Origin of the sequence: Acuticoccus sp. MNP-M23, from assembly GCF_031195445.1 — a bacterium.
Taxonomy (GTDB): domain Bacteria; phylum Pseudomonadota; class Alphaproteobacteria; order Rhizobiales; family Amorphaceae; genus Acuticoccus.
Window position 1 is genome coordinate 3,708,278 of record NZ_CP133480.1, and the last position, 26,900, is coordinate 3,735,177.

26 protein-coding genes are annotated in these 26,900 nt (G+C 65.2%); 3 read left to right on the forward strand and 23 right to left on the reverse strand.

The features are described 5' to 3' along the window. Nucleotides 1-153 precede the first annotated feature (153 nt). The 3 genes from RDV64_RS17150 to RDV64_RS17160 all read left to right on the forward strand — a co-directional run bounded on the left by RDV64_RS17150 (nucleotide 154) and on the right by RDV64_RS17160 (nucleotide 3,894). Nucleotides 154-2,817 carry a cellulase family glycosylhydrolase gene (locus RDV64_RS17150; protein WP_309196180.1) on the forward strand — a complete coding sequence of 888 codons (2,664 nt, stop codon included), beginning with the start codon at nucleotides 154-156 and terminating at the stop codon, nucleotides 2,815-2,817. 138 nt (nucleotides 2,818-2,955) lie between these two features. Then, nucleotides 2,956-3,108, forward strand: coding sequence for a hypothetical protein (locus RDV64_RS17155; protein WP_309196181.1), 153 nt, complete (start codon nucleotides 2,956-2,958; stop codon nucleotides 3,106-3,108). Nucleotides 3,109-3,291: 183 nt separating this feature from the next. Continuing rightward, nucleotides 3,292-3,894, forward strand: coding sequence for a TIGR00730 family Rossman fold protein (locus tag RDV64_RS17160; RefSeq protein ID WP_309196182.1), 603 nt, complete (start codon nucleotides 3,292-3,294; stop codon nucleotides 3,892-3,894). 53 nt (nucleotides 3,895-3,947) lie between these two features. Here the strand turns inward: RDV64_RS17160 and RDV64_RS17165 are convergent, their stop codons facing one another. The 23 genes from RDV64_RS17165 to motA all read right to left on the reverse strand — a co-directional run bounded on the left by RDV64_RS17165 (nucleotide 3,948) and on the right by motA (nucleotide 26,868). Continuing rightward, nucleotides 3,948-5,429, reverse strand: a complete 1,482-nt coding sequence (locus RDV64_RS17165; RefSeq protein ID WP_309196183.1) for a flagellar hook-length control protein FliK — start codon at nucleotides 5,427-5,429, stop codon at nucleotides 3,948-3,950. Next, a complete protein-coding gene (locus RDV64_RS17170) occupies nucleotides 5,426-8,173 on the reverse strand; it encodes a hypothetical protein (protein WP_309196184.1) in 2,748 nt (915 codons plus the stop codon). The genes RDV64_RS17165 and RDV64_RS17170 overlap by 4 nt, the downstream gene beginning before the upstream one ends. A gap of 668 nt (nucleotides 8,174-8,841) precedes the next feature. After that, nucleotides 8,842-10,293, reverse strand: a complete 1,452-nt coding sequence (locus RDV64_RS17175) for a flagellar motor protein MotB (RefSeq protein ID WP_309196185.1) — start codon at nucleotides 10,291-10,293, stop codon at nucleotides 8,842-8,844. Next, nucleotides 10,280-11,161, reverse strand: a complete 882-nt coding sequence (locus RDV64_RS17180; RefSeq protein WP_309196186.1) for a hypothetical protein — start codon at nucleotides 11,159-11,161, stop codon at nucleotides 10,280-10,282. Before RDV64_RS17180 ends, RDV64_RS17175 begins: the two co-directional genes overlap by 14 nt. A 1-nt stretch (nucleotide 11,162) precedes the next feature. Further along, on the reverse strand, nucleotides 11,163-12,779 hold the full coding sequence (fliF, locus tag RDV64_RS17185) for a flagellar basal-body MS-ring/collar protein FliF (RefSeq protein WP_309196187.1): 1,617 nt from the start codon (nucleotides 12,777-12,779) through the stop codon (nucleotides 11,163-11,165). Between the two features lie 380 nt (nucleotides 12,780-13,159). Beyond that, on the reverse strand, nucleotides 13,160-14,089 hold the full coding sequence (locus RDV64_RS17190; RefSeq protein ID WP_309196188.1) for a flagellin: 930 nt from the start codon (nucleotides 14,087-14,089) through the stop codon (nucleotides 13,160-13,162). Between the two features lie 383 nt (nucleotides 14,090-14,472). After that, a complete protein-coding gene (locus RDV64_RS17195; protein ID WP_309196189.1) occupies nucleotides 14,473-15,402 on the reverse strand; it encodes a flagellin in 930 nt (309 codons plus the stop codon). A 172-nt stretch (nucleotides 15,403-15,574) separates the two neighbouring features. Then, entirely contained in the window at nucleotides 15,575-16,282 is a 708-nt protein-coding gene (fliP, locus tag RDV64_RS17200; RefSeq protein WP_309199539.1) for a flagellar type III secretion system pore protein FliP, read from the reverse strand. A 44-nt stretch (nucleotides 16,283-16,326) separates the two neighbouring features. Continuing rightward, a complete protein-coding gene (gene fliL / locus RDV64_RS17205) occupies nucleotides 16,327-16,839 on the reverse strand; it encodes a flagellar basal body-associated FliL family protein (RefSeq protein WP_309196190.1) in 513 nt (170 codons plus the stop codon). Continuing rightward, entirely contained in the window at nucleotides 16,839-17,549 is a 711-nt protein-coding gene (locus RDV64_RS17210; RefSeq protein WP_309196191.1) for a flagellar basal body L-ring protein FlgH, read from the reverse strand. Before RDV64_RS17210 ends, fliL begins: the two co-directional genes overlap by 1 nt. A 2-nt stretch (nucleotides 17,550-17,551) precedes the next feature. Beyond that, entirely contained in the window at nucleotides 17,552-18,127 is a 576-nt protein-coding gene (locus RDV64_RS17215; RefSeq protein ID WP_309196192.1) for a MotE family protein, read from the reverse strand. After that, on the reverse strand, nucleotides 18,124-19,248 hold the full coding sequence (gene flgI / locus RDV64_RS17220; RefSeq protein ID WP_309196193.1) for a flagellar basal body P-ring protein FlgI: 1,125 nt from the start codon (nucleotides 19,246-19,248) through the stop codon (nucleotides 18,124-18,126). Before flgI ends, RDV64_RS17215 begins: the two co-directional genes overlap by 4 nt. After that, entirely contained in the window at nucleotides 19,245-19,745 is a 501-nt protein-coding gene (flgA, locus tag RDV64_RS17225; protein ID WP_309196194.1) for a flagellar basal body P-ring formation chaperone FlgA, read from the reverse strand. Before flgA ends, flgI begins: the two co-directional genes overlap by 4 nt. Then, nucleotides 19,745-20,533: a flagellar basal-body rod protein FlgG gene (gene flgG, locus RDV64_RS17230; protein ID WP_309196195.1), complete on the reverse strand. Its 789-nt coding sequence runs from the start codon at nucleotides 20,531-20,533 to the stop codon at nucleotides 19,745-19,747. The genes flgA and flgG overlap by 1 nt, the downstream gene beginning before the upstream one ends. A 74-nt stretch (nucleotides 20,534-20,607) precedes the next feature. Further along, nucleotides 20,608-20,898 carry a flagellar hook-basal body complex protein FliE gene (locus tag RDV64_RS17235; RefSeq protein WP_309196196.1) on the reverse strand — a complete coding sequence of 97 codons (291 nt, stop codon included), beginning with the start codon at nucleotides 20,896-20,898 and terminating at the stop codon, nucleotides 20,608-20,610. Continuing rightward, nucleotides 20,895-21,332: a flagellar basal body rod protein FlgC gene (gene flgC / locus RDV64_RS17240; RefSeq protein ID WP_309196197.1), complete on the reverse strand. Its 438-nt coding sequence runs from the start codon at nucleotides 21,330-21,332 to the stop codon at nucleotides 20,895-20,897. The genes RDV64_RS17235 and flgC overlap by 4 nt, the downstream gene beginning before the upstream one ends. Further along, the gene (locus tag RDV64_RS17245; RefSeq protein ID WP_309196198.1) at nucleotides 21,329-21,748 is read right to left on the reverse strand and encodes a flagellar basal body protein; all 420 of its coding nucleotides are present in this window, start codon (nucleotides 21,746-21,748) and stop codon (nucleotides 21,329-21,331) included. The genes flgC and RDV64_RS17245 overlap by 4 nt, the downstream gene beginning before the upstream one ends. A 146-nt stretch (nucleotides 21,749-21,894) precedes the next feature. Further along, nucleotides 21,895-22,983 (reverse strand): flagellar biosynthesis protein FlhB, encoded by a 1,089-nt coding sequence (gene flhB, locus RDV64_RS17250; RefSeq protein ID WP_309196199.1) that lies wholly within the window; start codon nucleotides 22,981-22,983, stop codon nucleotides 21,895-21,897. Between the two features lie 57 nt (nucleotides 22,984-23,040). Next, entirely contained in the window at nucleotides 23,041-24,063 is a 1,023-nt protein-coding gene (locus RDV64_RS17255; RefSeq protein WP_309196200.1) for a flagellar motor switch protein FliG, read from the reverse strand. Nucleotides 24,064-24,066: 3 nt separating this feature from the next. Next, on the reverse strand, nucleotides 24,067-24,438 hold the full coding sequence (fliN, locus tag RDV64_RS17260; protein WP_309196201.1) for a flagellar motor switch protein FliN: 372 nt from the start codon (nucleotides 24,436-24,438) through the stop codon (nucleotides 24,067-24,069). Nucleotides 24,439-24,470: 32 nt separating this feature from the next. Beyond that, complete coding sequence (locus RDV64_RS17265; protein ID WP_309196202.1) at nucleotides 24,471-25,046, reverse strand: hypothetical protein; 576 nt, start codon at nucleotides 25,044-25,046, stop codon at nucleotides 24,471-24,473. After that, nucleotides 25,027-25,953, reverse strand: coding sequence for a flagellar motor switch protein FliM (locus RDV64_RS17270; protein ID WP_309196203.1), 927 nt, complete (start codon nucleotides 25,951-25,953; stop codon nucleotides 25,027-25,029). The genes RDV64_RS17265 and RDV64_RS17270 overlap by 20 nt, the downstream gene beginning before the upstream one ends. A 33-nt stretch (nucleotides 25,954-25,986) precedes the next feature. Beyond that, nucleotides 25,987-26,868 (reverse strand): flagellar motor stator protein MotA, encoded by an 882-nt coding sequence (gene motA / locus RDV64_RS17275; protein ID WP_309196204.1) that lies wholly within the window; start codon nucleotides 26,866-26,868, stop codon nucleotides 25,987-25,989. Nucleotides 26,869-26,900 lie beyond the last annotated feature (32 nt).

Genomic DNA, 26,900 nt, shown 5'->3' on the forward strand with positions numbered 1-26,900 from the left:
GCGCATGCCATAAGCCATCGGGCTTGCGCCGGCAAGGAGCAGATCTGTTCAAGATGCACTCTTTGCGGGGATCAGTTGATGTAAGGGCGATGGAACCCTTTATGGTGGTGCGCAAAGGGCAGCCACACGTATGTGCCGAAGGATGATTTTGCCATGACCGACCTGACCAGCGCCCAGGCTGACCTCAGTGGCACGATCCGCCAGGACTGGGGCCGGGGCGGCATCGTCGACATGGCGCTCGATGCGCACCAGCCGCTCAGCGCCTGGCAAGTGACGGTGGACCTCGGCGGCGAGATCACGAACATCTGGAACGCGCGGGTGCTTGGCCGCGAGGGGACGCGCTACACGCTGGGTCCGCTCGACTACAACAGCGCTGTCGCGGCTGGCGAGAGCATCAATTTCGGTGTTCAGGTCAATGGCGGGATCGCGTTTGATCCGCTTGCGCTGCGTGTTGCCGAAGGCGCTGCAGACCTTGCCAATGACGCGGCGCCGGCACCCGTGCCGGCTGCACCCGCGCCGCCGCCTGCCGATTCGCTTCAGGCGGTGCCGGTGCCGCCGACGCCGGGCCCGCCGCCACTGCCGCAAACGGCCGCAGGCACGGCGCCGGCAATCCCCGTCAGCCCGTCCGGCGGGGGGCTTGGTCCCGATGCGGAGCGGCTGTCCCAACAATCGCTGACCTATGCCGACCAGCCGGAGGACCCCTTCGGCGGCATCTTCGTGGAAGGCGATACGGTGCTCGAACCGTCCGGCACGCGCGCCGGTCTGCCGGCGGATGATTTTGCGCCGGGGCCGTTTTCGGTCCGGGGCGCTGCCATTGTCGATTCGGCAGGGGCCGCGGCGCAGATCCACGGCATCAACTGGTTCGGCCTGGAGAGTGACATCTTCACCCCCCACGGCCTGTGGGCGCGCAACTGGCGCGAGCTGATGGACGAGGCGAAGTCGCTGGGGTTCAACACGTTGCGGGTTCCGTTTTCCGGCGAACTGGTGGCGCGCAACGGCGGCACCCCCAGCGGCATCGACTACGCCCTCAATCCCGACCTTGAGGGCCTGAACGGACTACAGATCCTGGATGCAGTGGTGGGCTATGCGGACCGGATCGGCCTGCGCGTCCTCCTCGACTATCACCGCGGCAACACGGGAGACGGCCCCAACGACAACGGCCTGTGGTACGGCGATGGCCGCAGCGAGGCTGATGTGATTGCCGAATGGCGCGCGATGGCCGAACGCTACAAGGACGCGCCTGCCGTGATTGGTGCGGACCTGATGAACGAGCCGCATGCCGCCACCTGGGGTGATGGCAGTGACACCGACTGGGCGGCCGCCGCCGAGCGCATCGGCAATGCCGTCCTCAGCATTGCGCCGGACTGGCTGATCGTGGTGGAGGGCATCTCGACCTACGACGAGAACACCTATTGGTGGGGCGGCAATCTTGAAGGTGTCCGCGACCATCCCGTGGTGCTCGATGTGCCGGGCCGCGTCGTCTACTCGCCGCACGACTATCCGGCATCGGTCCATCCGCAGGACTGGTTCACCGACGGGTCGAACCTCACCGCTGTGTTCCGCCAGCACTGGGGCTATCTGGTGGAGGAGGGGATTGCACCTGTGCTTCTGGGCGAGTGGGGGTCAAGGCTGATAGGCGAGCTGGACCTCGACTGGGCCGATGCGCTGTCCGCCTACCTAAAGACCCATGACATCCCCTGGTTCTGGTGGTCGCTGAACCCCAATTCTGGCGATACTGGCGGCGTTCTGGAAGATGACTGGACGACGGTGCGCACCGCCGTCACGTCGCTGCTCGACCCTTTCTTGAGCGAGACCCGGCCGGAGATCTCCTTCGGCGAGATGGCGAATTTCGATGACAACGCTGTCTTCACGGTCCGCCTTGCAGCGCCCGCGCCCGAAGGCGTCGAGTTGAAATTTGCCACCACTGACGGGACCGCCGTTGCCGGAAGCGATTATGTGGCGACCGCCGGTTCGCTTCTGTTTGCGCCGGGCGAACTGGAAAAAACCGTATCGGTCCCCGTGCTGCCGGACCCGGATGCGGAGGGGGACGAATTCTTCTACCTCTTCGTCGACGGGCCGGGCGCCCTCAGCGGGTCCGGCACTTCCATCATCACCGATGATGAGCAGCGTACGCAAAACAGCGTTCCCTTTGTGGATGTGGCAGGCAGCGTTGCCGGGGCTGCCGCAGGGGTTGCGCAGTTTCGGGTCATCCTGTCCGAAGCGGCGGCAAAGGATGTGCGGCTTGGTTTCATCACCGGGCCGGAGGGGAGCGGGCCGGCAGGGATGGCACGCGCCGACCTGATCATTCCGGCAGGGGCGCGGGAGGCCACCGTGGAGGTGGCCATGGCCCCCGGCGCAACCGCGCTCGGCCCCGCCCGCTATACGCTGGAATTGACCTCGGCGGAGAATGCCGTCGTGCGCAGCGCGAGCGCTGTGGGGCTGATTGCGGCGGAAAGACCATCGGCGGCGCAGGTGATGGTGGCCGGCCATAGCGCCGACAGCGCCGCGCTGACGGTGGATCTCGTGCTAGAGAACGACTGGGGCAGCGGGGCGCTTTTCAACGTCGTGATCAAGAACGTGTCCGACGCACCGGTGGAGGGCTGGCAGCTTTCCATGGATTTGCCGTTTGACCTTTCGGAGCTGTGGAGCGCCGTACTGGTGTCGGACGAGGGGGACAGGGTCACGGTGAAAAGCGCCGTCTGGAATGCGGCCATCGCCCCCGGCCAAGCGGTCGATTTCGGTTTCATCACGGACGATGGCGGGATCGCGCTGAGCGAAATGTTGTCCCGGGCGGATGTCGAACTGGCTATTCAGTAGGCAGATTGCCGAAAGTTTGTTGAACTTGGCGTCAGTTCATGCGTTTGGGTGATGCGCGCCACAACGGCGCCGTGTTCGACCGCCAATGTGGCGATCGACCAATGAGCCTGCCGTTACCGCGCGGGCATAGGAGCAGACATGAGCGCCACGAATATCGTCATCACCATTGTGATCGTTCTCGCCATTGCCGCCGGTGCCGCCTATTTCACCGGATATTTCGACGATGATGCCCAGCTCATCATCAACGATGCGGAGACCCCGGCAGCACCCGCAACGCCCGCCGCAAACTAGGCTCAATCCTCTTCGGCGCATCATTGTGTCGTTGTCAGAGCCGTCCCGGTCCACCGGGGCGGCTCGTTTTTTTTAAGGTGGTTCGGCGGGTTGTGGCGTGTACAGGGACGCAATCCGGCGCGGGTCTTGCTGTGCGCCAATTGGGAGCTTCCGTCCGGTGGCGACAAGCGGTAGTTTTGAGCGATGAATGAGATTGATAGCGTTTGCGTTTATTGTGGCTCGGCGGACGGGAATGACCCTCGCTTCGCCGCGGCTGCCGATGAGCTGGGCCGCACCCTGGCTGAGGCCGGTGTAGACCTCGTCTATGGCGGGGGTTCGCTGGGATTGATGGGCCGTGTTGCCCGCGCCGCAATGGGCGCAGGCGGCAAGGTGCTCGGCATCATTCCGCAGTTCCTGCATGACCGGGAGGTGATGCTGCGCGAGGTGACGGAGCTTGTCGTCACCGACGACATGCACGCCCGCAAGCGGCTGATGTTCGACCGGTCGGACGGCTTCGTCGCGCTGCCCGGCGGCATCGGCACATTGGAAGAGCTGGTGGAGATGATGACCTGGTCCCAGCTCGGCCAGCACGAGAAGCCCATCGTCGTCGCCAACATCGAAGGGTTCTGGGACCCGCTTGCCGAGCTGATCGGCCACATGAAGGCTGCCGGCTTCATCCGCCCCGAATGGGACGTGGCGTACGATGTGGTGGATAGCGTCCCCGCCATCTTGCCGAGACTCATCGAACGCCACGCCGCCCTCAAGGCCGTGCGCGACCCCGATGAAACGGCGCTCCGCCGCCTCTGAGCTGCGGCTCCTGTTTGGAAGAGCCGCACAGCCTCAGAGGCGCGCGGCCCTCCTCAGCTGACCTGCGTCCTCACCGACGGGCCACCAAACACCACCTCGACCGCATCGGGATCGAACCCTGCTTCGCGCACCAGCGCGGTCAGCTTGTCGAGGTCTTCTTCCAGCGCCATTGCCGTCTCGCGCTGTGACGCCGATATGCTCACGCGCAGGCCCGTCCCGGTGATGCGCATGGTGACAGCGAGGGCACCCAGCGATGCGGGCTGCAGCGATATCTCCATCACCCGAACCGGTGCGATGAGCTTGCCACCGGCAGTGGCCTGCTGGGCCTGGAGCAATTGCGGTGCACGGGTTTCAAGGTCGGCGCGGGCCTGTTCCATGGCAGGCTTGACCTGATCTGCCACCACCGAGAACGATGGTTTGGGCGTTTCGCGCGGTGGCGCCGTGTCTGCGACAGGGTTTCGCGTCCACAAATGGGCGTCGACGCTGGCCGGGCGGCGCACCGGCGCAAAATGGGTCTCGCGCCGCGTTATTGTCAACGCGTCCGTTGACGGGCCGATCACCGGTTTTTCCGCAGTGCCAGCGTGACTGGCGACGCCGCGGCGGAGAGGCTGCACAGGCTCGCGCAACCCATCGCGCCGGGTCGGCGCCACCCCATCGTCCGTACGGTCGCCTTCCGTCGGTAATGTGCTCTGACGGTCTGCCTGCACCTCCCGCATCGCGGCACGGGGCAGGGGCTGCGGTTTCGGCGCTACTGCGGCAGGCGCCGCCGGTGCGGCCGGTGCGGGCTGTGAAAAGGCTCCAAGAGGTGCCGCAACGGCGGTCGCGGGAGCTTGCCCTGGGGCGTTGCTGGCCGGGGCGGCAGCGACTTGCCCGTCTGATGCCTCAGGCCGGGACGTGCCCGGCGCGTCCGGCGTTGCCGTGAGATAGCGGGCAAGGCGCTGGAGGAGGGCATCTCCCGGTTCATCCCGGGGTGCGGTCGATGGCGTTGCCAGAGGCAGGGGCTCTGCCGACACCGCCTGCGCCAACCGTGCCGGGGCAGCCGCGCGCCGCGGCGCAGCCTCTTCACCGGGTGCGTCCTCAATGGCAGCACCCCGAACCGGGCTGACAACGGGTTCACCCAAGCCGTCGCTGGGGGGCGAAACGGTGAGCGGTTTGGCCTCCGCCGCGCTTGCCGGCGGGATCGTTCCGTAGAGCGGCCGTGCGGCATCGGCCACGGAGGAAGCGCCCGCACGTGCGTGCTGTTCTGCTGGCAACTGGCGGCTGAGAATGACCTTACGCTCTGGCGCATCGGAGGCTGCGGACTCGGGGTCCGCCCCAGGTTCGGCCGCCGTCGTTCCGAGGTCCGGCGCAGCAACGGCTGTCGACGCCATCAACAGGCGGGGCTGGCGCGGTGGTGCTTGCTCGCTGTTCGCCTCGCCGGCGGTTGCGGCGAGCACGGCCGCAAACTCCGGCGAAACCGGCGGGACCGCACCTCGCGGCGTGCCCGGCAGCCTCCCGAGCAGAAACTGGAGCGTTGCGTTTGGCGTCATGCTCATTCGCTTGTCCTCAGAAGTTCGTCAATATTTGCAAGCATGTCTCTGGCGCGGCCTTCCAGAGCGGTGGGCTCGTCGGCCTCGGCTGGTTCGCTGCCCGCGCCAGCCAGCTCTTGGTTCTGGCTCGCGCTGGCAAAGGGTGCGGTGAGGGCACCGGCCGGTATGATCGAGTCGGGAACCGGCAACGTCTCTGCGGCCACGGCCGGAACAACGGATGCAACATCAACCGTGGCCGAATCGCCCGGAGCGCTCGGATCAGGGGCTGACGCGTCCGCTGCGCGCGGGATATTGATCACCGAACGGCCAAGGCTGATTGCGGCACGCCGCAGCGCCACGTCCGCATCTTCAAGATTATCGACCGGAATGGCTTCCAGAACGTCGAGTGCATCCTGTGTCTTTTCGTGGTTCACGACGTCGGCGGCAGCTGCATAAAGTCGGCCCCGGGTGAGCGCCAGCGAACCGTCCGGAGCGCCCTGCATTGCGATCCGTGCAGCAGCCGTTCCGGCGGTGCTCTTGCCGTGCTCGACCGCCGTGCGGGACAGTTCCAGGAACACTTCGCGCCGGCCCGACTCGGTCATCGGTTCGAGGATTATCTGAAGCTCGTCGAATGCGCCCGGTTGGTCGAGCATTGTCATTCTGGTGAGCGCAGACGTGAAACGTTTGCGGAAGTTGCCGGCGTAAATGGACCCCCGAAACTTGCGCATGTAGCGGTCGGTGCTGTCTGCGAACCGTTTGTGGTCGTCCTGCTCGGCTGCAATCAGGATGGTGCGGCGGAGCGCTGCCTCTTCCACCAGCGTGGCGGGGGCAGCAAGGCGGGCCTGGTCAAGGTGCACCAAGGCACGGTCCGGATCCTCGTCCACGGCAAGAGCGGCCAGGGCAAGCTCCAGCGGACCGATGAGCGTCGCGGGGACAGCGGCGCGGTCTACCTCGCCGAAATGGCGCTCGGCATCGCCTTCGCGCCCTTCCATGAAAGCCAGCGCACCGGCGACAAGCTTGTCATAGGGCGGCGCGAAGATGCCCCGGTCGTACGCGGCACGCACTTCGGAGGGGATCCCCCCGGTCAAGGCGTAGGCCGTGAGCGATCGCGCGATGAACGGATCGCGGAAATCATCGTCCGCAACCGCCTTGAGCGCTTCGGAAACCCGCTGCCCGATGATGCGTTGTGCTGCCAGCGCTGAGCTCGACCCTAGGGCAATGTCGTCCTGCAGGGCGCTCATCGTGCGCATGAGGCGGGGCATGGGCCGGAGCCTTGGTGGCTCGGTGAAATCGACGTTGGCGGGCTGGATTGCGGGCACCGCCTCGCCATCTTCATCGTCGCCGCCGTGCCCGTCGGATTTGGCGTGCGCATCCCCCCCATGGTCATCTGACTTGGCGTGCGCTTCGCCTTCATCACCGTGGGGTTCTGATGCGCCGTCAGCGTCCGGCTCGCCGTGCGTCTCTGTCTCGGCGTGCGTCTCTGCCTCGGCCTGGGTATCCGCTTCGGCCTCAGCCTCAGCCTCAGCCTCAGCCTCTGTGGCATTCGGGACGTCTGAAGCCGACCGCGCGATTGCGGTGGCTTCCGTGTCAGGCCCGGTGGGCATTTCAGCTTCCGCTGGGGCGCTCGTATCGGCGGTGGCGGCGTCAACCGGCGCAGCCGTATGATCGTCTGCGCCATGGTCGGCCTCGGGCACGTCAATCGGCCCAGTTGGCTTTTCCGCCTCGGTTTCAGCCTCCGGTATGCCAGTGCCGCCTTCGGTATTGGCGAGCTGGCCGCCGGCTGCGGCGTCTTCCGGTTCAGCGGCAGGCTCGGTGTCGTCTGCCGGGACGGGATCTTCGCCGCTCACGATCTCGGTGGGGACCGGTTCCGGCACCTGCGCGGCCACCTCAACCTCGGGGGCGCTTTCGGCGTTGTCTCGGTCGTCAGATTCAGCGGCAGCGGCAGGCTCGGGCGCAACGCTGTCCGTGTTGGCGGGCTTGGCCTCAAGGTCCGGCTTTGCCCTGGGCGTCACGGTTGCAGGGGGCGGCGGCTTCTTGGTCAGCGATGCTGCGGCCACCAGCACGGGCGGCCGGCGGGGGCCGACAAGATCGGTCACCTCAGCATCATCGGGCGCAGTGATGCCGTCGTATGGGAGGATCGAGCGAAGTGCGCTTTGCACCTCTTCCACACTTTCGGTCTGGGTGGGTGCAGCGGCACGGGCTGTGCCGACAAAAGGAACCGTCAGCGCGCCGCCGACAGCATTCCATGCCGAAATTGTGTTTTGCGGTTCGGGTGTCGCTGCGGCCGTACGCACATAAGTGGGTGGATGCGGACCAGTCGATGAGGCCGTCAACGCCGGGGTAGGCGGCGCCGCTTCTGTCTGCGCAAGTTGCGGATCATCGGCCACAGGCTTGCTGAATGCACCGGGGTGTGGAGACGCAGTAACCTCGTCGTCCAGCCGCATTGTTACGATCGGCTCGCGGACGGCGGTGATTTCGGCTGCTGCGCCGCGATCCGCATCACCGGGCTTCGCATCTGTATCGGCCGGGGGTGTAACAGGGGCCGGTTCCGAAAGCGCGCTGGTCGCCGTAGCCGGGAGCGAGGTGGGCTCGTCCGGCAAGACCCCGTGCCCGCCAAGGAGCATTGGCGGACGCCTATCCTCAGCTATGGGCGGGGTGAGCTTGGCAGCGTCCGGACCCGAAGTCTGCGCGGCGGCCACAATTACGGGCTCCGGCGTTTCGGGGTGCGGGCTTTTCCGCAGTGTGATGCGCGCTGCCGTGGGGGTGGTCATTGCATCTGGCTTGCCGTCCGCGGCGCGCGCTGCAGCGCGGGGCGAGGCTACAGGGAGAGGCGCCACGATTTCGGCGGGCTCCGCTCTTTCGGGCGGCCGGGGGGCGGGTGCCATGGCGATGGGAGCGCTGGCAGACTTTGGTTGCACAGTCTGCTCCGCCACCGCGTCGTCTGATGGGGGTGCGCTTGCCGACACACCGGCTTGGTCTTCGCTGATGCCTTGCGCGGCAGTCTCCACGGTGCCGTCAGCATTGCTCGGGGTGGCGGCAGCGGGTGGCTGCTCGGTGTCCAAAGGAGGGCGTGGACGAGGGCGCGCGGGCGGGGTGGGGGCTGGAGCCGGTTGCGTCGCCGCGCGGGCGGCGGGAACGGCGGAGACTGCGCGTACGGACGGCAGGGGCGCCGCCGGCTCGACGAAGGCAAGAACGCTCGTCCTGTCCGCGTTCGCTGCCTCAGTTCCGTGCGTGGGGATGATCTCCATCTGTCCGCTTTGGGTGAAGCCCAGCAAGCGGCGCACGCTCAACATGAGCTCATCAGCGGTGTCAGCCCGGGCGCTGGCGGTCGCCGGCGATGTCGGGTCAAACGCCAATGCGGTCTGTGCAGGCGCAGCGAGCAGCGCTGCCGCCAGCACGGGTCTGGCGACGCTGTACGCCAGTCTCTCCTTGCGCCGGGTCACTGGATGCCCTCCGACGGTTCGTACAGAATTTCGATACGGCGGTTCTCGTCGGACAACGGGTCATCAGGCCGCGCCGGTTCGCGGTCCGCGAGCCCTTCGACGCGGGCAAAACGCTGCTCCGGCACGCCGCCATCCACCAGCGCGTTTTTTGTGGCGTGGGCACGCTGGAACGACAGCGTCCAGTTGTCGGACGTGCCGCCGCGAAAGGGGCGTGCATCGGTGTGGCCGCGCACAACGATCGTGCCGTCTCTGGCTGCCAGCACATTGCCGACGCGTTGGAAAAGGCCGGTGGCCTCCAGCGTCGGATCCGAGGAGCCGATCGGGAACATCGAGAATGCATTCCCGTCGGTGAGGGAGATCAGCACCGCGCGCGCCCCGGCTGTGACGGAAATGTCGGCATCCACATCGGACAGCGCCTTCTGGATTGCCTGGCGGGCCTGTTCTGCGGCGGACTGTGTCGCTGTTTGCGTGCGACCCGCAACGTTCTCCCGTGCGGTGTCTTGCGAGACGCCGCCCATGGCCTGGGCTTCGGCCAGGATCGCTTCCGCCAGCGAAGAACGCGGCCCGGCGCCCCCGATTGCAGCTGCTTGCTCTGCCTGCGCCGTTGGCGCCGCGCTGTCTGCGGGCGCTTGCGATGAATTGGCCTTGGTGGCGGCGGGTTGTGTGATGGCGACCATCGCCTCGGCAGCGCGCCGTGCGGCAGCTTCCGTGCCGCCGGCGCCATCTTCTGCAGACGCATACGCACCGGGACCGGGTTCGGCTTCTTCGCCGCGCGGTGTTGCGTCTCCGGCATCGACGATGGCGCCCTCCGGCGGTGCATCGGCCGAGCCCGAGCGGCCGGGCCGCAGGGTCTGCGACGGTCTGCTCTGGACGGTCTGCCAATAGGCCGGGTCGAAGGGGTCGCGCGCGTTGTCGGTCTGCGCTGTAGCGCCTTCGGTGCCGAGCGTGGAATCCGGTGTGTCCACCGAGGTCGGCTGCTCCGGATCGATATCGGAGGCCGCAGAAGCGAGCGCGGCATAGGGATCGTTGAAGGCCGCGTTGTCGGTCTCCTCCAGACGGCCGGCCGACGCCATGGTGCGATCGTTGCCTTCCTCAACGTTGCCGCCGCCGTCGGCACTGCCCTTTTCGCCAGGCGTGGCGGAGCCCATCGGCCGGTTGCCGGAGGGCTGGCCATCCTCTTCCGCGGTGTCGGGCGGGGTCGCGTCGTCGGTGGGGTCCATGATCCCGCGCGCGCTGGTGGGCGCTGCCATCAGATTCATCGGGTTGAAGTAGTTCGCAATGGACTTCTTGATTTCTTCATCCGTCGCGTTCACCAGCCACATGATCAGAAAGAACGCCATCATCGCCGTCATGAAGTCGGCGTGTGCGACCTTCCACGCGCCGCCCTTCTTCGCCGCAGCTTCTTCATCCGGTCGGCGAATTACGATGATTTCGTCATTTCGTGACATTGCGCGGCCCGCTACTGGTGGTCAGGGTGCCAGCCCACATCCCGATCGTGGTGCGCAACGACGTGTCGTTGATCCGCGCCGTCAGCTCGGCGTCCTCGGATACGACTAGCTGCACGGACGGGCTCTTTCCCGTCCGCAATCCGTCGAGCGCGTCGATCAGTGGCTGGGGACCTTTAACAACCACAGCTCGCGCCGGGCTTTCCCGAGACAGGAGCGTGTCGATCCTGTCGCTGAATCGCTCCACCGCCTTGGTGGTCATTTCCTCCTCCAGAACAGGCGCCAGCGCAGCGGCCGCAGCATCGGCAATCCGGTCGTGGAGGGCCTGAATGGCCTGATCGAGCTGGGTGGACAGGGATGCTGCCACGTCCTCCGCCCAGCGGGTTCGTTCAGCTTCGAGGCGTACCTCGGCGGCGGCTTCCGCGTCCTCGCGCGCCTTCTCTGCCGCCGCGGCAATTTCCAGCTCCGCCGCAGCGCGCGCTTCCAACCGGGCCTTGTCCACCGCCGAGGCTGCGCCGTCGGCGATATCTGTATCGATGGCGGGAATTGCGTTTTTGACAGAACGGGTGGGTGCGCTGCCGGCCCCTCGAGGGGCCGGCATGGGGCCGCGGGAAAGCGCGGCCTCCCCGATGTTCGGTGCCGGGCTCGCCGGCGCCAGCTCAGGGCGATAGGAAACGGAAGCCGTCCCAGCCTTCTGTGTTGCGGCGGCATGACGATTGCCGCCGACGTCCGGTTCCTCACGGCGACCGTCCGGCCTTTGCCCCGCACCCAGGACTTTGAGGATTGCTTCGGCTTCGAAGCCTGCCTGGGGCGGTGCACTCTGGGCCTGGCTGTCGCGCAGCGTCGGCAACGTATCGGCAAAGCTGCGCATGCTAGGCCCTTTCCGCATTGAGGAGCCACTGGCGCATCAGATCGGCCGTGCGCTGGGCGTCGTAGTCGACCACCTGCTCGAGCCGGGTCTGCGGCGTCTTGCCCATCTTGGCCTTCAGACTGTCGATCAGGCTCATTTCGCTATCGGGCGATGCGTCTTTCTCGTGCTGGCCGTCGCCGGCGGCCTGCGCCAGAAGTTCGGTCATCGGATCCCTGCGCGGCTCGGACGTCAGCGCGCGTATTGCGGGCCGCAGGCCGAACCAGATCAGCAACACGGCGACGATCAGGACAATGCCGGCGTTGATGATCGTGCCCATCTGGCGGTTGACGGTCGCCAGCCAACCTTCGTCAGGCAGCGCATAGAGGCTTTCTTCCTCCGGCGCGAACGGGATGGCCGCCACCTCCAGCTGGTCGCCCCGGTCCTGCGAGAAACCGGCTGCCGTCCGCACAAGGTTCTGAATGTCGGCAAGCTGCGTCTCGACCGGAATTGCGCCGTCGCCCTCGGCGTTCGATGCAAGCCGGCTCTGGTTCACGAGAACCGCGATGGAAAGCCGCTCGATGGCAAACCCGTCCCGCACCCGCTCCACGTTCTTGGTGGGCACGTTGAAGTTGGTCAGCTCCTCGCGGCGACTTGAATCCTCGCGTGCATCGGCACCGCCCTCACCGGGGAGCTCCTCTTGCGGGATGTTCTGCTGGACCGTCACCGGTTCGTCGAGGTTGCGGTTCACCGCGCTTTCTTCCTCGCGCACCGTGCGGCGCGACACCGGAACGGCGCCATCGGGATCATAGCTCGTCTCGTTTTCGACAATCCTGTCGATGTTGAGGCGGGACGTGACGCTGACGGTGAAGTTCTGCACCCCCAGGAAGGGAACGAGGGTCTTGCGGATCTGCTCTTCGAGCGACGCGTTGGTCTCTTTTTGAAGCCGTGACAGGCGGCCGGAGGACTGGTTCTGCGGATCATCGCCGGATGCCAGCACGGCGCCCCGCGTGTCGAGAACCGTGACCCCGCCAATCTCCATGCCGGGGATCGCGCCAGCCACCAGGTGGCGGATGGCATCTGCCGATGCATCGCCCTTCGCACCATCCGAGCGGATGACCACGGAAGCGGAGGCCGGCCGCTGCTGGCGGCGGAACGACCCGCGGTCGCTCATCACCAGATGAACCCGTGCGGCGCTGATACCCTGCATCCCCTGGATGGTGCGTGACAGCTCGCCCTCAAGGGCGCGCACCCGCGTCACCTCCTGCATGAAGGAGGTGAGGCCGAAGGAGCCGATATTGTCGAACAGCTCGTAGCCGGCGTTTGGACTGCTGGGCAGGCCATTTTCCGCAAGGAGCATCCGCGCCGTGGCGGTGTCTGCCGGGTTGACGAGAAGGGCAGAGCCATCTGCCGCTACATCGTAGGAAATCTGCGCTTCGGACAGGACGCCGCCCATGCGCGTCACGTCCTCACGATCGAGCCCTGTATAGAGCACTTCGCGTTGCGGTTTGGCGAGGTAGCTGGCGCCGACGCCGACCACGACAAGCGTCGCGATCGCAATGGCGGCCAGCGCGGTCAGCCGGCGTGGACCGAGGTCCTTAAGATTTGTGAGCACTCGCTCGACGTGTTCGCGGCCGGTCATCGGCCCTCCTCATGACTGAACGACGATTGTCCAAATGCGGGCAGCGCACGCGTCATTGGCGCATTCAGTCCCGCGATCCCATATTCGCCGAGCAACCTGTGGCGTGACTTGTCGGGATGGAGGAGGAAGCCAAGTCCCGCGCCGAAAATTGTGGTTGTGAAACCGCGCATCAAACGCAGAAAACGACCCCGATGCGCGGTCGCGCAGGGTCTGCAAGGAGCTTCAGCGGTTGGGATTGGCGTGCGAAATTTCGCAAAAATGCAAAGATCCGGCCGGGTCGGACAGACCAACAAGGGCCACGCGTCCGACCGGCGGATATACGCTGAACACTGGCGTCCGAGGGAGATTTTTGCCCTCGCGAAAGGCGCTTGATTGCGCTGTTACTGGAAGAGCTGAAGAATGCTCTGGGCCGAGGTGTTGGCGATGGCGAGCGACTGGACGGACAGCTGCTGCTGGGTTTGAAGCGCTCGCAGCCGGGTCGATTCCTCTTCCATGTTGGCATCCACCAGGGCGCCAATGGCCCGCTCGTTGGAGTCCATCAGGAGTTCGACAAAGGACATTTGCGATTCAGCGCGGGCAAGGCCGACGCCCACGGCGTTCTGCGCGGTGATGATCTCGGTCAGTGCGTCGTCGACCAGCTCCAGCGTGTTTTCCAGAATGGTGAGGTCATCTGCTGAATCCGTCAGCGCGGAAATGTCGATGTTCAGGATCGACGTGGTGACCGCTGTGGCGGCGGCACCGATGGTGCGGTCGATATCGAGGATGCCGGTCGGTGTTGCGGCGCCATCGACAAGGTAGACCGCGGAAATGTCGAGGTTGATGGTGGAGATGGAAACCGTGCCGCCCTGGCGCTCGAATGAGGCGACGACGGACTTCGTCATGTTCTCTGTCGCGCTGTCGGCGATGGCCAGAAAATTTTGTTCGTTTATGACGGCCGCGTTCGCCTTGGTGCGCATATCGGTGAGGAGACCGGCAATCTCCTCCTGCACGTTCGAGCGGTTGATGCCGGGCTGCCGCGCGGAAACAAGGAGCTGTTTGACCTTGTCGACGCTGCTGCGCACCGTATCGAGACCGGCGTAGGCGACGTCGAACACCGAGCGGCCGAGCGCAATGGCATCGCGCACGGCACCCAGCGCATCGTTGTCGGAATTCGTGGTGGTTGCGATCGCCCAATAGGCGGCGCTGTCCTGCGCCTCCCGGATCCGCAGACCCGTCGACACCCGGTCATTGGTCTCGATCAGATCGGCCGTGATCTGATTGAGTGTCTGGAGTGCGACCATCGCTGAGACGTTGGTGAGAAGGCTCGTCATCGTCTTTCTTTCTCTAAAACTGGGGTTGCCCGAAAGACATGCCGATGGACGGCATTGCAGGACGGCATCATGCCTTTGGCGTTCCTGCCCCTTAAAATTCGGACACGGCGGGCACTCGCCCGACCAACCTGCGACACACAAGCGGTATAACGATGTCAGCTTTGCTGAAGCTGTCGCGGCTCGATATCTGGCATAACCAAACTGATGGTACGGTGCAGATCCGGCGTGAGCCCTTCGGCGGGATCGCCCGGCGATCGGAGGGGGTGGTCCGCGCAAGCCAGCTCGCGTTGCGGGCGGACGAAAAAAAAGGCCGTGCTGTAAAGCACGGCCTTTTCCAGAGAAGAACGGCGCCGAAGCGCCGTTCAAAGGGTCAGGAGTCCGTCTTACCGGAAGAGGGCAAGAACGTTCTGAGCGGAGGCGTTCGCAATCGAGAGGGATTCGACGGCGAGCTGCTGCTGTGTCTGCAACGCCCTCAGCTTGGTGGATTCTTCTTCCATGTTGGCGTCGATCAGCGCGCCAACGGCACGTTCGTTGGCGTCCATCAGCGCGTTCACGAACGTCTCCTGGGTTTCCGCCCGGGCAAGGTTCACACCCACGTTGTTCTGCGCCGTGGTCACCTCGATAAGCGCGGTGTCGATCAGGGTGATGGAGTGCTCGAGGATCGTGAGATCATCGGCCGAGTCGGTCAACGCGCTGATGTCGACGGTGAGCGCGGTGGACGTCAGTGCGGTGGTGGCAGCGCCGTAGGTGCGATCCTGGTCCAGGATACCGGTCGGCGTGGCATTGCCGTCCGTCAGGTAGACAGCGCTGATGTCGAGGTCGATGGTGGAGATCGACACGCCGGTGGCCGAGCGGGTGAAGCCGGCAACCACGGCCTTCGTGGTGTTCTCGGTCGCGCTGTCGGCGATCGCGAGGAAGTTCTGCTCGTTCATGACCGAGGCGTTGGCCTTGTTGGTCATGTCCGCCTGAAGGCCGGCGATCTGCGTCTGAACGTTGACGCGGTCAACGCCGGGCTGGCGGGCGGAAACGATCAGTTCCTTGATCGTCTGCAGGTTTTCGCGAACCGCGTCGAGACCGGCGTAGGTCACGTCGAGGGTCGAGCGACCGATGGCCAGGGCGTCCTTCACGGAAGCCATGGCATCGTTGTCGGACTGCGTGGTGGTGGCAATCGCCCAGTAGGCGGCGCTGTCCTGCGCTTCGCGGATCTTGAGACCCGTGGAGACGCGGTTGTTCGACTCGTTCAGCTGCATGTTGATGCTGTTGAGAGTCGACAGCGCAACCATTGCAGCGGAGTTCGTGAGAAGGCTCGTCATCGTTGATTTCCTTACGCAATACAAACTGGAAACATGCCGATGAAGGCTGAAACAACTTGGGCTTCATGCCGTTGGCGCGGAAGAGTTCGTCGCGCCAAGTGCCTCGGACACCCTTATCGCCGAAATGGCTTGGCCCTGGCTTGCGAGAATCCGCGAAGCCGGTGCGGCTCCCTCAGCTGAAGGAGCCCACCAGGGAGCCGACCAGAAGGTTCCACCCGTCAATCAGTACAAAAAACAGCACCTTGAACGGCAGTGCGATGATTGTGGGCGGCATCATCATCATGCCCATGGACATGATCAGCGTGGCGACAATGAGGTCGATCACCAGGAAGGGCAGGAGGATGAGGAAGCCGATCTCGAATCCCCGCCGCAGCTCGGAAATCATGAAGGCCGGGATCAGCATCCTGAGCTCCACCGTCTCTTCCTGCGCCGGATCGATGCCGGCGAGATCGGCAAAAAGCTCCAGATCACGCGGACGTACATGGTCGAGCATGAACTGGCGGAAGGGTTCGGTGACCCGCGTGTAGGCCTCTTCCTCACTGATTTCATTGGCCGTCAGAGGCTCGACACCATCGCGCCAGGCGCGGTCGAACGTCGGACCCATCACATAGAACGTCATGAACAGCGCAAGCGAGATCATCACGATGTTGGCCGGCGTCGTCTGCAGCCCGAGCCCGGCGCGCAGGAATGACAGCGCGACGATGATCCGGGTGAAGCTTGTCACCATGATGAGGAGGCCAGGGGCCAGCGACAGGATGGTGATCAGCGCGATGAACTGGACAATCCGCCCGCTTGCCGAGCCTTCCCCGGCGGGAAGGAGTGCCGACAGGTCGACGCCGCCGACATTTTGCGCCAGCGCCGGGGTGCCCGGGAACAACATGGTTCCGGCGGCGAGGAGCGCCAGAGTGGGGCCGGGGCGAGCAATCATTGCAGCACCATGGACTTGATGATGAGTTCCTGAACGAGACCGTTGCTGAGGAGGCGGGCCCGTTCGTTGAGATCGGCGCGCAGATGGTTGAGAGCGCCGGCGCCCTGAAGCTCGCCAAGGGTGAGCGTGCGCACGTAGCCCAGCACCGTCTGCGCAAGCTCTGCCTTCAGGCGCGAGACATCCTCGACATTGTCCTTGTCGAAGACCATCGAGGATTCGATCCGGATCCACGTGGTTGCAGGGTTGGCAAGGTTGGAGATGATCGGGTCAAGGTCGGTGACAGTGCTGGTTTCGCTCCAGGCCAGCGCTTCCGGCACCTTCTCCGGCGCTTCGTTGGCCTTTTTGGTGATGACCGCGGCCAGGTTGTCCACCTGCATGAAGGCGACGCCGGCGCCGGCGCCGCCGCCCAGCACGGTGAGGGCCACAATGGCGACGATCAGCCCGCCTTTTCCGGATTTTGGCGTCGCGGCCGCTGGCGCCGCATCGTTATCCTGGGTGACATCGCTCATCAGAAGGGCACCACGCGGTCGTAGAGCTGCTGGCCCCAGTTGGGAGACTGCACTTCGCTGGAGCGGCCGCGGCCACCGTAGGAAATGCGGGCCTCGGCAATTTTCTCGTAGCTGACGGTGTTGGCTCTGGTGACGTCGAGCGGATTGACGATGCCCTTCAGCTGGAGAACACGCACCTCGGCGTTGACGCGGATTTCCTGCGTGCCGGATATGATGAGGTTGCCATTGGCCAGCACCTCGGTGACGATCACCGCCACTTGCAGGCGAAGGCGCTCGGACCGGTCGATGGCGCCCGAGCCGCGGTAGCGCGAGCTGGAATCGATACCCAGCTCCCCGTCAGCCTCGGCGGAATTGGCCGGACCATCGAAGCCCTGGCCGGCCCCCGCAATGCCGAAGCCAAAATCAGTGCGCGACTCCCGCTCGCGCTCGCTTTCGTTGTCGAACTGGGCCTGGTCATCGAGCTCGATGACCACGGTCAGGACGTCGCCGACATTGCCGGCGCGCACGTCGGTGAGGAGGTCGCGGCTCTGGCGGCCATAAAGGGAGCCGGCGTCGGACATGTTGAGGGGGACCGCAGACGGAATAGCGGTGCGCGTGACGGCGAGACCCTCGCCAATGGGGGTGAGCGCCGGAACGCCGAAGGGCTGGCCTTCGGCGCAGGCGGCAAGAGCCAGCGGCACTGCGAGGATTGCGAGCGGGCGCGCACTCATGCTCAAGCGCCCCTGCCGTCTTTGCCCCGGCCGAGGGTGGCCATGATGGTGGCAAGGCGGGCCGCCTTTTCGGTCTCCATCTCGTTGAGGACCGAGCTTGCGTTGCGCGGGGTCAGCTGGGCGACGATGGCGGCGGCGGTGAATTCGTCCATCACCGCAAGCTGGGCCGAGGCAGCATCCGGGCGCATGCCCGAATAGATCGACACCAGGCTCTCCTGCGCACGTTGCAGAAACTCCTCACGCCGCTCCAGCCAGTTCTGGTACTCGGTGCGCTTTTCCTCCAGCGCATTCAGCCGCGCCTCAACCTCTTCTTCAAGTACCTTCAGCGTTTGCGCCTTGCGGGCAAAACGAGCATCGGACGCCTCGTCCGCAAGGTTGGTGCAATAGGCAAGGGCCGTGTCGACGCCGTCCGGCGGCGTGGCAGCCTCCTGTCCGCGCGCAGTGGTCGCGGCCAGGGCGCCGGCGGCCAGAACGGCAACCGCGAGGACGATGCGGCGCGCGTGAGGCGGACGGGGATAGCGCGGCGGCTGCGGACGCTCGCGCGGCGGGGAGGGAGATGTTGCGGGACAGGGTGTCATTGTACGAGGAGCTCCGCTTGAAGGGCGCCGGCCGTCTTGATGGTTTGAAGGATCGAGATGATGTCGGTGGGCGTCAGGCCGATCCGGTTGAGGCCGTGAACGAGGGTCTGCAGATCGGTGCCCTGGACGATGGCAAGCTTGCCGCCGGTCTCGTCTGCGCCCACCGCGGTGAGCGGGACGATGGCCGTTTCGCCATAGGAGAATGGATCGGGCTGCACCACTTCCGGCTGTTCGGTCACGCGAAGGGTGATGTTGCCGTGGGCAAGGGCAACGGTTGACACGCGGACATTCTGGCCGATGACGACGGTGCCGGTTCTCTGATCCACCACAACACGGGCCGCAATGTCAGGCGTGACCGGGATCTGGCCGATTTCGGCGAGGAATCTCGTGGCGCCGACGGCACCGGGGCGCGTGATTTCCACTGAACGCAGGTTGCGCTCTGCGGCAAGGCGCTTGCCCCAGCGGCGCTGCGTATACTCGTTCACGGCATCGGCAATCAGCGCGGCGGTGCGATAGTCCGGGTTGTTGAGTTCCAGCACCACCTGTTCGAGGCCTTGCATGGAACCCGGCACGCGCCGTTCCACCAGGGCGCCGTTGGGGATCCGGCCGCCGGTGGGAACGCCTTGCGTCAGCGCTGCAGCGTCCCCTTCGACGCTGAGGCCCGAAACCTGGATCGGCCCCTGTGCCACGGCGTAGACCTTTCCATCGCCCCCGGTGAGGGGGGTCACCACAAGCGTGCCGCCCCGCAGCGAGGAAGCATCGCCGATGGAGCCGATCAGAACGTCAATCCGGGAACCGACGCCCACGAAAGGCGGCAGGTCTGCGGTCACGGTCACCGCGGCGACGTTTCGCGCGCGAAGCGGCACGCCGCGCACGGCGACGCCCATCCGGTCGAGCATCGATTTCAACGCCTGCTCCGTAAACGGGGCGTTGCGCAAGGTGTCACCCGTGCCGGCAAGGCCGATGACGAGCCCGTAGCCGATCAGCTGGTTGTCGCGCACGCCCTGGACCGTGGTGATGTCCTTGATCCGGGCGGTTGGCTCGGACTGGGCGATGGCGGTCACCGAACCCAGAAGGCACGTTGCGGCCGCCACGAGATATGCAAGCCAGCGGCCCCTCATGGCGTGCTCACCACAATTGCGCCGTCCGGGGAGACGACACCGGTGACGGTGCGGCCTGAATCCATGTTTCGTGCCTGGACGAGATCGCCGACGCCGCCGTCGGCCAGCGGCATGACGGTGGCGGTGATGGACAGGTTGCCGGTCCGGAACCGCGCTTCGGTGGGTTTGCCGCGCTTGACCACCTCGTGGGTCGTGAAAGCGGTGGCAGGGATGGGTTTGCCGGCGACGAGGGTGCGCCGCGCCGCCTTGCCGATGGCAATGGTGGGGTCGGTGATGACCGAAAGCGGGCGGCCCGGGTCGTAGTAGAAGTGTTTTTCGGTGAGCATCTGCGCGGTGATGCGTTCGCCGCGCTCGATGGTGGCAGACGGTACCGGCAAGAGGCCGCCGGACTGGTCGGCAGCGTTGGCTGATGCGGCAGCAAGGGCTGCAAGCGCGAGCGCCGCCGCCCCTGCAAGGCACCGCGCGGCCGCAATGATCGCGTTTCCACGCGCCGCCATCAGCGGATGCCCTGGCTGACCACGCCGGCCATGTCGTCGGCAGCCTGGATGACCTTGGAGTTCATCTCGTAGGCGCGCTGCGCGGAAATAAGCTCGGTGATTTCCTTCACCGGGTCGACGTTGGAATCTTCAAGATACCCCTGGCGGACCGTGCCGCGCCCGTCGATGCCGGGAAAATCTTCGTTGGCAGGGCCGGAGGCGGGCGTTTCGCGGAACAGATTGTCGCCCAGCTGCTCAAGCCCGGCCGGGTTGGCGAAGACCGAGAGCGACAGCTGACCCACAAGCTGAGGGTCGATCTGGCCCGGAAGTTCGGCGTAGATCTCGCCGCCCTGGTTGATCGTCACCTGACTGGCGTTTACCGGAATCTGCAGGCCGGGTTGCACTTCATAGCCGTCAAGGGTGATGAGCTCACCGTTGGGGCCAAGGTTGAAGGCGCCGTCGCGGGTGTAAAGGGTTTCACCCTCGGGGCCGGTGATCTGGAACATGCCGGCACCGTTGATGGCAAGGTCGAGCGGGTTGGATGTGCCGTTGAGCGGGCCCTGCTCGTGCAGGTTCCGCACAGCAATGGTGCGCACGCCAAGGCCGATGCGCACCCCTTCGGGCACCGGCAGTTCGCCGCCGCGGTTGGGCACGCCCTGCTGTCGGTCGACCTGGTAGAGAAGGTCGGCAAATTCGGCGCGGGCACGCTTGAAGCCGGTGGTGTTGATGTTCGCGACGTTGTTCGCAATCACCTCGAGGTTGGTCTGCTGGGCGCTCATGCCGGTGGCGGCGATCGCAAGGGCCTTCATGGGCTCTCCTGTCAGGTGGGTAAATGACGCAGCTGGGGGCCTGGGCGAGAGATGACTGCCCGGTCGGGGCGCCCTCAGATCTGCATGCGGCTGATTTCCTGGTACGCGGCGACAACACGGTCACGCACCGCAATTGCAGCGCGCAGCTGCTCTTCGGCGGTCATCAGCGCCTGCACCACGTCCTGGACGGAGGTGTCGCCGCTGAGGCCGGAAATTGCCGCTGCCTCGCCGGCGCGCATGGAGTCGCGTGCAGCGCTGGCAACGTTGGCAAAGGTCTTGTCGAAGCCGGCGGAAGAGGGTGCGTTGACGCCTTCCACCGCACGGGGGGTCTCGAGGTCAGAGATGGCACCGACGGGATTCATCATGATCCGCTCCTCAATAGGTCGATCGTCATTGCAATCATCGAGCGGGCGCGTTTCATCATCTGGAGGTTGGCCTCATAGGAGAGGTTCGCCTCGCGCATGTCGGCCATTTCGATGAGAAGATTGACGTTGGGAAGTTTCACGTCCCCATCGGCGTTGGCGGCCGGGTTGCCGGGATCGTGCTCCACGATGAACGGGGAATCGTCGAGGCCCGTCCGCTTCACGCGCACGCTGAGTGCGCCGATATCCCGGTCGAGTTCGGCGGCGAAGACGGTGGTCTTGCGCTGGTAGGGGTCCGCGCCGGGGGTGCCGCCGGTGGACCTGGCATTGGCGATGTTCTGGCTCACCGTTTTCAGGCGGAAACTCTGGGCTTCCATGCCGGCGCCGGCAAGGCGGGACACCATCGCGAGGGGATCGGCTGCGCTGGCATAATTCATCGGAACGACACCGCCGACATCATCATCCGGTAGTAGGTGCCCATCACCGACACGGCGAGCTGATGGCCGCGGGCGGTCTCGTCCGCCTTCATCAACTCAGCGTCCAGCGTGACGGTGTTGGCCGAGTGCTCGACGTCGAGGGCATCGGCTTCGCGCACCTCTTCGGCGCGCAGCGCAAGCTCGGGCACCGTCATGTGCTGCGGTGCGGTGGCGGCCATCTGCAAACGCTCGGTGAACGCCATGCCCGGCTTGAACGGCGCGATGTCGCGCGCCTTGTAGCCGGGCGTGTCGGCATTGGCGATGTTGCCGGCAATGGCGGCCTGCCGGGTGGAGGCCCAGTCGGCTCGCTTCGCAGCGAGCTGGGTAACGAAAAGTGGCGCGGTGGCGCCGATAGCGGAGACATTTCCAACGGTCATGTCGGCCCTCTATGAAGAAGCATGGCTCGGACAGACCCAACCTACCGGTGGCGGCTTGTCCGGGGCTGGAAGTGAAAAACTGCTATGCTGCAATGCGGTGGTTGCAGTCCGGCGCGGTGTGAAACCGCGCACGGGACGGGCTCCGGTCAGGCCTTGGCGCGGCTGGTCCCACGCGTATCGTGGCTGTAGACGAAGTAGAGAACCTGGGCGACGGCGCGGAAAAACTCTTCCGGGATCGCGTGGTCCACATCCGCTGCGGCGTAGAGGGCGCGTGCCAGGGGCGGATCCTCGATCACCGGAATCTCGTTCTTCTCGGCAACCTCGCGAATTTTGAGGGCCACAAGGTCGAGGCCCTTGGCAATCACCTTCGGCGCGCCGCCGGCGCCCCGCTCGTAGGCCAGCGCCACGGCATAGTGGGTGGGGTTGGCGATCACCACGGTGGCCTGGGGCACGGCGGTCAGCATGCGCTTGCGCGCCTGGTTCTTCTGGGCCGAGCGGATGCGCGACTTGACGATGGGGTCGCCCTCGCTCTGCTTCAGCTCGTCCTTCACTTCCTGGCGGCTCATCTTCAGGTCCCGGCGCCACTTCATGCGGGTGTAGACGAGGTCGATCGCCACCAGGAGGATGGTGACGGTGCACACGGCGCTGAGAAGCCGCGTCGCGATGGAAAGGATCTGCTGGGGCAGAAGCACCGGATCCACGAACACCGAGCGCACCAGCATCGGGAGCTGCGAGGAGAGGGTGAATACGGCCACCGACGCCACGGCTGCGAACTTGAACAGCGAGCGACCAAACTCCATCAGGCCCGGGCTGCCGAACATCCGCTTGAAGCCGGCCTTGATGGAGATGCGGTCCATCTTGGGGCGGATCCGCTCGCCCACCACCCGCGGCGGTGTCTGCGCAATTGCGGCAATGACGCCGAAGATGGCGAGCAGGATGACGATGGGGATGAGAAACATCGCCGACGCCCTGTAGACCTGCATGAACAGGGCAGTGGCATCGGTGCCCTCGTTGAGGTCGATCACACCGACGCTGTCGTGGACCTGCGCCAGCATGGTGACGAGATCGCGGGTCTGATCCGTGACAAGCACGCCCAGAACGATCAGAAGAGCCAGCAGCGAGGCAAAGGTCGGCGCCTCGCGCGAAAAGGGGGTCTGCCCCTTGTTCAGCGCGTCTTCGATCTTTTTCGGGGTCGGCTCCTCTGTGCGTTCGGAGCTGTCGGGCTTGTCGCTCACGCGCGCTGCCTGCTGTCAGGGGGCAACGGGCGTGAGCGGGGGTGCGTTGCCGCCATCTTACTGAACGAGCTCGCCACCCTCGTCGCCAGTCGAGAGGTCGATCTCGCCCCGCTGGCCCATGGACAAGGCAAGGTCGGTGATCTTGCGGCGCGCTTCGTTGACGTCGCGCTGGGTCGCCGGATCGCCGGACGCCAGTTCCTGCTCCACCATGCGCCGCGTGCGCGAGGCAAGGCTCGACAGCACCTTGTTGCGGAAGCCGGCGTCGGTGCCCTTGAGGGCCATCACCAGCTGGTCGCTGTCGATCGCATCGAACAGCGTGGTGAGCGAGCGGACGTCGAGCTTGACGATATCGTCGAAGGTGAAGAGGAGCGAGCGCAGGATCTCTGCCGACTTCGGATGGGTCTGGGTGATCCCCTCCAGGACGTTTTCCATCTGGTCGAGCTCCATCTTGTTGATGATCTCAGCCATCCGCGCGTGGCTGTCGCCACCCATTTTCAGCGACAGATTGACCATGAAGTCCTCGTGGAGTGTGACTTCGACGAGCTTCAGCGCGTCGTCGACCACCGCCTTGCAGGTGAGCATCCGCCGGGCGACGTTGTCGCGCAGTTCCTTCGGCATCTCGCTCATCACCCGCGCTGCACTGATCGGGTTGAGCTTTGACAGGCAAAGCGCCGTGGTCTGCGGGTGTTCGTTCAGGAGGTAGGGGGTGAGCGCCGTCTCCGAGATGCCGGACAGGCGATCCCAGATGGACTCGTTCACCCGTCCCTCCATCTCGGCGATGATTTCCGCCAGCTGGCCTTCCGGGACGATACCGCTCAAAAGCGCGCGCACCGAATCCGCGTCACCGGTCAGCGTCGTGCCGACGCCGAACTGCTCGACGAATTCGTCGACCACTTCCTCGATCTGGCTGAGCGGAACCGGCTTCAGTTCGGCCATCGTGTGGGTAACGGCCTTGATGTCGTCGGGCGGCAGGAACTTCATGACCCGCCCGGCGGAATCCTTCGACATGGTCATCAGGAGGGTCGCCACCTTTTCGCGCGTCGACAGGACGCGCGGGCGCACAGCGGTCGCCGGCACCATCGCCTAAGCCTCCGCCGAGGCGCCGGGGCCCACGATTTCGGTCAGCGAAACGCCGAAGCGCGAGGAATCGTCGTCGACCACCACAACCTCGCCGCGTGCGATCACCCGGCCGTTGACCACAATGTCGACCGGTTCACCCACCCTGTGGTCGAGCGCGACCACCTGGCCCCGCCCCAGCTTCATCAGCTGGGAGACCGGCATTGTGGCCGAGCCGAGCACCACCTGCAGCACCACCGGAATGCGCAGGATGCTGTCCACGTTGCCGTCGTCTACGCCGCCGGATCTGCCGCCGAAGGCGGCCGCCTTGGCCCGTCCGGCATCTGCGCCCTTTTCGTGTGCCGCGTCATGGGTGTGCTGGATATCGTCTTGTGACATGTCGACCTCTAAAATTGTTTGCTGGCGGTTGCTCAGGCCGCGCGGTGCGCAGCGTCGGCGAGGGCGCGCCAACGGGGATTGCGTGCTGCCGCGGCAGCGTCAGACGGTGACATCCGCGCCAGGGCTGCCTCGATTGCGGCGGCAACGGGGCTGACAGGCTCGGGGGCAGGAGGGCGCGGAACGGGCATCTGGCTGCGATAATCATGCGCCGTCCTCGCTGAATGCCGCTCCGCCTGGCGGAGCAGACCCTCAAAACGGTCCTCCCACGCGCTGTCGATGATCCGGGACGGGCTGTATTCGGGTGCGTCGGGCGCTGCGGGCGTATCGTCCGGACGATGCCGCATGGTGGTGCGTTCGATCTCGTTGATCATCAGCCGTGCCTCGTTGAGGCGGGCCGCCAGCGAGACTGCCATCTCGCCGCCATCGTCCTGCAGTGTTTCCAGCGCGGCCTTGGCGTTGTCGAGGGCGTGGGCGGACGTTGCGAACGCGCGCGCCGCTTCGCTTTGCAGGACATCGAACCGGCGCAGGCGCCGGTACATGAGCAAGACGCTGCCGGAGGTGGCAGCAAGAGCGGTCAGAAGAACCGCATCAATTATTGAGGATATCACCGAGGAACTCCTCTTCCGGGTCAAAGACGCTTTCAATGCGCAGGCGGTAGGTGCCTTCGGCCTGGCCAAGACTGGTCCAGAACAAGGGCTGATCGTTGGCTTCGAGCTTCACCGGCGATCGCGGACTGGCGCTGAGATTGATCACCTGACCGACTTCAAGGGTGCTGACCTCGGCAAGGCTCATGGTCTGTTCGTCGAGGATCGCGCGAAGCTTGATTTCGGCTCGCGTCGCGCCGGCCTTCATCTGCTCGATCCAGCCGGGGTCGCGGGTGCCCGGCTCATTGTCCGACTTCTTGGACATGGAGCGGCGGATCATCTGCAGGCAGGCGTGCGGCAGGATGATGAACATCTCGCCGCCGCGGTTGATCGCCTGCACCAGGAAGTTGGCGGAGGCGGCCTGTGCATTGCGCCGCCCGACCACGGCAAAGTGCATCCGCGTTTCGAGGCTGTGCAGGCTGAACGTCGCCTTGGTGTGAGCTTCGAACGCCTGTGTCAGCGTCTTGCACATCATCTCGGCGATGCGGGCGCAGATCTTCATCTCGATGTTGGAGAAGGCGCGGCCGTCTTCCTCCGGCATCTCGCTTCCGTCGCCGCCGAACATCACCTCCACCATGGTGAAGATGAAGTCCCGGTCGAAGCCGAGGACCACCTGGCTGTCCCACTCGGGAACATCGATCATCGCACAGACGGCGTTGGCCTCGTAGGGTTCCAGAAGCTCCGTGATGCGGCCCTGCTGCACGTGACTCATGGAAAAGTAGCAGGGGGATGCGGCGACGTTCCGCAGGATTTCGCCGCATTGATTGGCCACCCGGTCGAAGATGATCGGCAGCATCGGCAACCGATCGACCTGGACACCGGCTGCATCCACAAGACGATCAGTGACCGAGGGTTTGGTTTCACTGTCCATAGAACCGCTCCAGCGTGGGTTGTTTCAGGGCGGTCAGGCCGCTTCTTTTTCTTCGGTCGGGCCGCCGCCGCCAAGCGCCGTGTTTTCGACCTCGTCGATGGTGGGGCGGGAGGAGACGGAGATGGTCTTGCGGCCATGTTCCAGGGCGATCTGCGGCATGGCGCCGTTGATGTAGGCAAGCAGAGCCTGCTTCGCGATGATGTAGGGCTGCATCTGCTTTTCGCGCACGTACTTGATCTTGGCGGACATGGGCGAGAAGAACGCGTAAGAGCCGAAGATGCCGAGGAACGTGCCGACCAGTGCGGCCGCGATCAGGCCTCCGAGGATCTCGGGTGACTGGTCGATCGCGCCCATCGCCTTGATGATGCCGAGCACCGCCGCGACGATGCCGATGGCCGGCAAAGCGTCCGCAATGTCGCCGAGTGCAAGGGCCGGCTTCAGCTTTTCCTTGCGGATGGTCGCGATTTCCTGGTCCATCAATGCTTCGATCTCGAAGCCGCGGGCATTGCCGATCAGGATCAGGCGGATGTAGTCGCAAATGAAGGCGGTGAGCTGCTTGTCGCCGGTGAGGTGAGGGGAGGCATTGAAGATTGCCGACTCCTCCGGATTGTCGACATGGGCTTCCACCTCGTTGCGGGGTTTTGACTTGAGGTCCCGCATCAGCGCGTAGAGCGCGCCGAGAACTTCGAGGTAGACCGCGCGCTTGGGGGCGCGGCCGAGTGCGGCGTCGGCCATCGCGACGCCGGTCTGCTTGAGCATCGCGGCTGGGTTGGCAACCACGAAGATGCCAAGGGCGATGCCGAAGATGATCAGGACTTCGAATGGCTGCCACAGGATGTCGACGTGACCTCCCATCGCCATGAAGCCGCCCAGCATCGAGCCGACGCTGATTACAATGCCCAATATGAGTGCCAAGAGGTCATCTCCCGTTCTGCGCTGGCCCAATA